This is a genomic window from Ilumatobacter sp. (assembly GCF_041688325.1).
Lineage (GTDB): Bacteria > Actinomycetota > Acidimicrobiia > Acidimicrobiales > Ilumatobacteraceae > Ilumatobacter_A.
The window spans coordinates 1-5,670 of record NZ_JBDNIJ010000090.1 but is presented as its reverse complement, the minus strand read 5'-3'; the positions used below and the strand labels follow the sequence as shown (position 1 = coordinate 5,670).

Here is a 5,670-nt window from a genome sequence, read left to right as displayed (position 1 = left end):
CTATTCGCATCCTGATGGCGGCCGGATGGACACCGGGCAGATCTACTTCAACCCGCCCCGCACCTACTACGACGACCTCCGCCAACGCATGCAAACCGACAACGCATACCTCGCCAAAATCCAGCCACCCGGCCTGCAATCACCGACTGCGCTGACCGGCCGGCACTGACCGGCCAGAACGGCAGCGTAAGTGTCGGCGGTGCGCTCAGGCGTTCCGGTCGGCGACCCACGCAGCGACATGATCGAGTGCCTCCGGGTTTGCGAGCGAATCGCGTGACGCTGCCTTGTCGGCCGGCATGCCCAGCAACATCCGCTTGATTGGCACTTCGAGCTTTTTGCCCGACAGCGTGCGCGGCACAGCAGGCAGCGCAGCGATCTCGTCGGGAACGTGCCGCGGCGACAGTTCCGACCGGAGCGCTCGTTTGATCTTGCTGACGAGGTCTTCGTCGAGTTCGTGGCCGCCAGCAGTTGCAACCAGGAGGATCAGCTCGCCAGGCCCGCCCGCTTTGTCTTCGAGGTGGACGACCGCGCTGTCGGCGATCTCGGGCATCGAGTCGACGATCACGTAAAAGTCAGCGGTACCGAGGCGAACACCCCCGCGGTTCAACGTGGCGTCGGACCGACCGGTGATCTGACATGCGCCGTCGTCAAAGAAGGTGATCCAGTCACCGTGATGCCAGACACCGGGGTAAGTGTCGAAGTAGGTGCTTCGATAGCGCTCGCCTGACTCGTCTCCCCAGAGGCCGATCGGCATCGACGGCATCGGCGTCACGATCACGAGTTCGCCGGTCTCGTTCGGTGCGCACCGCTCACCAGACGGCGTGAAGGCCCGGACGTCGCAGCCCAGCATGCGAGCACCGATCTCGCCTGCCCTGATCGGCAGGGTCGGTGCCGTGCCGACGAAGGCCGTACACACGTCGGTACCGCCACTCATCGACCCAGTCTGAATGTGCCTGCCGACCGCCTCAGGAATCCACTCGAAACCTTCGACCGGCAGCGGAGCCCCAGTCGAACCGAGGTGGCGCACACACGACAGGTCGACGAGGTCACCGGGCCTGATTCCCTCTTTTCGACACGCCATGATGAACGGCGCGCTGACGCCGAGAACGTCGACCTGCTCGTCGGCTGCGACGCGCCACAGCGCCAACAGATCCGGGGCCGCCGGATCACCATCGAACAGAACGATCGTCGACCCGGTGATCAGCCCCGAGATCAAGAAGTTCCACATCATCCAACCGGTCGTCGTGAACCACATCACGCGATCCCCCGGTCGCAGGCCATAGTGCAACGACCAGGCCTTGGCATGTTCGAGCACGATGCCTCCGTGTCCATGCACAATCGGCTTCGGTAGGCCAGTCGTGCCCGACGAAAACAGAACGTAGAGCGGGTGATCGAACGGAACTGCCTCGAACTCCAGTGGCGCGTGGTTGGCGAGTAAGTCGTCCCATGCGCAGGCCCGCGAATCGGTTGGGAGATCACCGTCGGGTCGCAGGTAACCGATGTGCACGATGTGCTCGAGGGACGGCAACGCTGCGGCGATCTGGTCGACGTGCGCGCTGCGATCGATGCCCTTGGTGCCGTACATGTAGCCGTCGACAGCGATCAACACCTTTGGCTCGATCTGTGCCCAGCGGTCGGTCACTGCACGCACCCCGAACTCGGGCGCACACGAACTCCAGATTGCCCCGAGGCTCGCCGTTGCCAGGAAGGCAACCAACGTCTCGGAGATGTTCGGGCTGAACGCAACCACCCGATCTCCGCGTCCGACGCCCCGTCCGACGAGACCTGCACGACAGCACGCGACCTGATCGACCAGCTCCGCCCACGTGACTTCGCGGCGGTCGCGGCTCTGCGACAGCTCGATGATCGCCGTCTCATCAGGCTGCTCGGCGGCCCAGGCGAGCATGCGTTCGGCATAGTTGAGCGTGCCGCCGGGGAACCACGTCACGTCCGGCATGGTCCCGCCGACGAGCGAAGCGCTGGGCTTGTCGTGCCAGCGGATGCATTGCCAGCTCGCCACAGCCGCCCAGAACGGTCCGGGTTCCCCGAGCGACCAGTCGAGCAATTCGCCGTACTCCGAACAGGCGGGCCCACCGAGTGCGACAACGTGTTCGGCGAAGTCGCAGAGCGAGCTGTTCGCCCAAGCGTCCTCTGCGGGCCGCCATGTGAGGGTGCCGCGTTCAATCGGCTCGTTCGTCATGGCCGAGATGTTGCCACTCTCAGCCACAACGAAGAAACCGCCAGGCAAGAAGCTCTTCAAAGCGAACGATCCGACTGGGACGCCCCCAGTCTGGGATCATGATCAGATGACTGGTCGCCCCCGCTCCGCTGTTGCTGCTCTTGCCGGATATACGCCCGGTCGCTCGGCGGCCGCAGCCGCTGCCGAACACGGGATTGCTGATGCCATCAAGATGGCATCGAACGAACTTCCATACGGTCCGCTCCCCTCCGTCGCCGGTGCCATCAGCGCAGGGATCGAACACATTGGGCTGTACGCCGACCACCGCGCCACAGCGTTACGCGAAGAGCTCGCCCAGTTCGTCGGTGTCGGCACCGAGCAGGTCACGATCGGCGCCGGCTCAGCAGGCATTTTGCAACAGTTGCTGCTCAGCTACGTCGGGCTTGGCGATCAGGTGGCGATGTGTTGGCCATCGTTTGAGGCGTACCCGCTGTTCGCCGCGCTCGTCGAAGCCGAGCAGGTGCTGGTGCCGCTGGCCGACGAAGCGTTCGATCTCGTGGCGCTGGCCGCTGCGATCACCGAGCAAACGAAGCTCGTCTTCGTGACGAACCCGAACAACCCGACGGGCACCATCGTGCCGACCGCCGACATCGCCGAGTTTCTCCGCTCCGTCCCCGAGACATGCCTGGTGGTCCTCGACGAGGCGTACACGGAGTTCGTGACCGACGAACGTGTCACCGACTCGACCGCACTTCTCGCCGATCACTCGAACCTGGTGATCACTCGAACCTTCAGCAAGGCACACGGCCTGGCTGGGCTGCGCGTCGGCTATGCGCTCGGCCATCCCGAGGTGATCGGCATGATCGACCGAACGCTCGTCCCGTTCGCCGTCAACGAACTCGCACAACGCGCCGCTCGGGCGAGCTTGGCCGCGGCCGACGAGATGCGGGTTCGGGTCGCCGGACTGGTCAGCGAACGGACTCGGGTAGTGGAGTCGTTGCGCTCGGCAGGTTGGGATCTCCCTGACCCACAGGGCAACTTCGTGTGGCTCCCGGTGCTGAGCGACGCTGCGGCACTCGGCGTCGACCTGGAGCGCCAAGGCGTGGTCACACGCGCGTTCCCCGACGTCGGTGTGCGGGTCACCGTTGCCAGCGCTGAGTGGAACGACCGTTTCCTCGCAGCGCTTGCAACAGTTCGACCGCGCTCGCTGTGACGACCGTCGGCTCAGAGAACGTCGCGTAGGTTGCCGGCAGCGGTTTCTGGTGTGAGGTCGCGTTGGAGGTTGGCAAGCAGTTCGTAGCTCGCCGGAATTTTGGCCACGTCGGCTGAACGGAGCAACGGCGGGTAATAGTGCGCGTGCAACTGCCAATCGGCCTCGAGACCTCGCGGCGCTGTGTGCCAACCCGAGCAATACGGGAACGGCGTGTTGAACAACCGGTCGAATCCCGACAACATCGTCTTCAGTGCGTCGGCGAGACCCTCTGCCTCGTCTACCGTCAAGTCGAGCAGCGATGCCACAGGGCGGCGCGGCAGCACGATTGTCTCGTAGGGCCAGTAGGCCCAGTACGGGATCGCTACGACCCAGTGGTCGTTGGCGTAGATGATCCGGTCACCGACGGCCAGTTCGCTCTCCACGTAATCGACGAGTAGGTGACTCCCATGCTGGGCTCGGTACGAACGCTGTGCAGCGAGTTCGGCAGTGATCTCGTTCGGCAGGAAGTTCGACGCCCAGATCTGACCGTGCGGGTGCGGGTTCGATGACCCCGAGATCGCGCCCCGCGTCTCGAAAATCTGTACGTACTCGTACCGATCCAGCAACTCGCCAAGCTGACTCTTCCAGAGGTCAATCACCACGCCGATCTCAACCAAGTCCATCGTGGCGAGTGTCTTGCCGTGGTCCGGCGAGAAGCACATGACTCGGCACTCGCCGTCGCCGGTCGCCGCCTGGTACAGCCCGCTCGACACAGGGCTGTCAGGAAGCGGAACATCGGGGAGCAGCGCTGCGAAGTCGTTCTGGAACACCAACGTCGACGCATAGACGGGGTTCGACAGTCCGCCAGCACGTTCGTTGCCAGGGCACAGGTAACAGTTCGGGTCAGAGGGGGCAGGCCGCGCAATGGCTGCGTCATCGGTTTGGCCCTGCCACGGACGTTGGGTGCGCTGCGGCGACACGACCACCCACTGACCGGTCAGCGCGTTGCGCCGACGGTGCGGGTGGACGGACGGGTCAAAGGTCTCGGACACGCCTCGAAACTTAGCGACCCGCCATCATGAAGCCGCTCTGCACGGCGAGACCCGCGCTGAGCGGTCAGGCGCCGACGAGTTCGCGCCAGGACGCGGGGTACTTTGCGGCAGCCGCCTCAGGCGTCAGCTGCAGTGTTTCGTCCGGCACCATGTCGGCAACTTCGCGGGCCTCGGTGTAGTGATGGGCGACATGTCGCAGGCCAGCAAAGAGCTTCGCTCGCAACTCGATCAGTTCGACTGGCGGTTGCTCGTCGAAGTAACCCCAGATCGTGAACGCGAGCTTGACGTCGTGCACGACGGGCGCGCGAGAAAACAGCGAGGCTCGCCCGAGCGCGATGCCGAGGCAGCCGCGAATGGCGTCGTCGAGGTGCTCGCCCGGCTGCAGCTGAATCTGGGGAGCGAGCCGTGCGGCGATGCGCAGCGCAAACCCCTGGTCGGGGCCGTGATTACCGCGGCGCGGACCAGACGGTTGGAACCCGGCGATCTCAGCCGGGCGGTCCGGCATCCAGTTCGCCGGGACGTGATCGGGCGACCCGTAACCACGGGCGCGGTCGGTCGGTGCAACAGGGCTGAACTTCGGGGCTGCCATCGATGCCTTTCTACAGGATCTGCACCGCAAAGCAATGCGTCGGCCGGCCCGGCAGTCAGAGTGCCGACAGATGCAGGTGCAGGTGCTCGACGATGAGTTCGTGCATCTGTGTTGCATCGAAACCGCAACCAACGTGCATGTACTCAAACAAATGAAACTGCAACGGCAGCGTTGCAGCGGTCATGGCCATGACCCAATCTCGGTGTGCGAGTAATCCCAGTTCGGTCGCGAACTGTGCAGCGAACTGTTCGCGGAGGGAATCCCGGCCGGCTTCGAAGATCTCCCGCACGAGCGGATCGGTCTCCCCCAGAACGAGCCCCACCCGCGCCAGCGGGGCAAATCGGAAATAGAGCGCCAAGCGCTGTCCACAGAAATACTCGACGCGCGTCAAACGGTCGCCCTCAATCGGCGGCTGAGCCACGAGATACGGTGCCTGCTGCAGAAGCCATCGCTCGAGTGCAGCCCGAATCAACTCATCGCGCGTCGGGAAGTATCGGTACACGGACCGCGAAGACACCGCAGCTCGCTTGGCGACGTCGTCCACTGCCGGAATGACCTCGCCTTCGGAGAACATCTTGATCGCGGCTTCAAGCACGGCATCATGATTGCGCAGGCGCCGGCCAATCCGGCCGTCGGTGCGACTCTCAGCCGGTGCGGG

Annotated in this window: 5 protein-coding genes; 1 reads left to right on the top strand and 4 read right to left on the bottom strand. The window is 64.5% G+C overall.

The window, feature by feature from the left end:
- Positions 1-205: 205 nt before the first annotated feature.
- Complete coding sequence (locus tag ACH2EI_RS05980; RefSeq protein ID WP_395153418.1) at positions 206-2,200, bottom strand: acetoacetate--CoA ligase; 1,995 nt, start codon at positions 2,198-2,200, stop codon at positions 206-208.
- A gap of 106 nt (positions 2,201-2,306) precedes the next feature.
- Here ACH2EI_RS05980 and hisC point away from each other — a divergent pair, with 106 nt between their 5' ends.
- Positions 2,307-3,392: a histidinol-phosphate transaminase gene (hisC, locus tag ACH2EI_RS05975; RefSeq protein ID WP_395153419.1), complete on the top strand. Its 1,086-nt coding sequence runs from the start codon at positions 2,307-2,309 to the stop codon at positions 3,390-3,392.
- Positions 3,393-3,403: 11 nt separating this feature from the next.
- Here hisC and ACH2EI_RS05970 read toward each other — a convergent pair whose 3' ends face one another.
- The 3 genes from ACH2EI_RS05970 to ACH2EI_RS05960 all read right to left on the bottom strand — a co-directional run.
- Positions 3,404-4,423: a UDP-glucose--hexose-1-phosphate uridylyltransferase gene (locus ACH2EI_RS05970; RefSeq protein WP_395153420.1), complete on the bottom strand. Its 1,020-nt coding sequence runs from the start codon at positions 4,421-4,423 to the stop codon at positions 3,404-3,406.
- Positions 4,424-4,487: 64 nt separating this feature from the next.
- Positions 4,488-5,012, bottom strand: a complete 525-nt coding sequence (locus ACH2EI_RS05965) for a hypothetical protein (protein ID WP_395153421.1) — start codon at positions 5,010-5,012, stop codon at positions 4,488-4,490.
- 55 nt (positions 5,013-5,067) lie between these two features.
- Positions 5,068-5,670 (bottom strand): TetR/AcrR family transcriptional regulator (locus tag ACH2EI_RS05960; protein ID WP_395159439.1); only part of this gene is annotated, 603 nt, incomplete at its 5' end.

Coding starts and splice junctions, on each gene's coding strand:
- ACH2EI_RS05980 (WP_395153418.1), bottom strand. CDS start 2,200: ATGACGAACGAGCCGATTGAACGCGGCACCCTCACATGGCGGCCCGCA.
- hisC (WP_395153419.1), top strand. CDS start 2,307: ATGACTGGTCGCCCCCGCTCCGCTGTTGCTGCTCTTGCCGGATATACG.
- ACH2EI_RS05965 (WP_395153421.1), bottom strand. CDS start 5,012: ATGGCAGCCCCGAAGTTCAGCCCTGTTGCACCGACCGACCGCGCCCGT.